The sequence below is a fragment of the Flavonifractor sp. An52 genome, from assembly GCF_002159385.1.
GTDB lineage: Bacteria > Bacillota > Clostridia > Oscillospirales > Oscillospiraceae > Flavonifractor > Flavonifractor avicola.
The window spans coordinates 1-907 of record NZ_NFIB01000072.1 but is presented as its reverse complement, the minus strand read 5'-3'; the positions used below and the strand labels follow the sequence as shown (position 1 = coordinate 907).

General features: G+C 52.7%; 1 protein-coding gene. It reads right to left on the bottom strand.

Annotation, left to right across the window (positions count from 1 at the left end):
• Positions 1 to 157: 157 nt before the first annotated feature.
• The coding region (locus B5G06_RS13750) for an IS110 family transposase (protein WP_143382764.1) at positions 158 to 907 on the bottom strand (750 nt) is incomplete at its 5' end.

Genomic DNA, 907 nt, shown 5'->3' with positions numbered 1-907 from the left:
AGTCCAATGGTATGAAGTCAAGTAGGTGATGCAAGAAAATTTCAAATGGGAATGAGTAAAAAGGACCATGTAGGCAGGAAAAAGACAACGCCAATCCAAGCCCTGTCCCTGAGTTTTTTGAAACAGGGCCTATGCGCCAGAGCGGCAAGCGGTACGCTCAGCCCTCCGGCAGGATATACAGGCGGTTGTCCTTCAGCAGCCGAAAGATCAACCGAACCAGTTTTCTGGCAGTGAGAGCGAGTGCGCGTTTATGCTGATACTTGTTGACCTCTTGATACTTGAGGTCATAGTAGCGCCGGAACTCGGAATCGCATCTTCTCACAGAGTTGGCGGCTTCCAGCAGGTAGTAGCGGAGATAGCGGTTGCCGGACTTGATCATCCGGGAGTGTTCAGCCTCAAATTCACCGGACTGGTGCTGTGTCCAGACAAGGCCGGCGAACTTGGCAACCGAGGCTTGAGAGCTGAAACGGTGAATGTCGCCGATCTCGGCGATGATCCCGGCGGAGTAGACCTTGCCAATCCCGGGGATAGAGGTCAGGGTGTTGGGAATGATTTCAAACTGCTGTTCAATGGCCTTGTCCAACACCTTGACCTGCTTTTCCAGAGCCCGCATGGAGGCAATAGAGACTGCCATCGCCTGATTTACAGAATTGTTCACAGTAACAGGCAGGCGGTAAGAGTCTCTGGCGGCAGTTTGAATAACCTTGGCTTTGGCAGCCGGGTCAGCGAAGTTTCTGCCCTTCTCATCCAGAAAGGCAGTCAGTTCGTCCAGGTCGGCGTTTGCCAGGTCATCCACAGTTTCAAACCGCTCCATGAGCGCGATAGTGGTGGCGCTGGTGTTCTGGATGTCCTTGTCCTGGGCTATGCCGGAGCATTTGAGGAATAAGTAGTTAGCGAATCTCTGTTT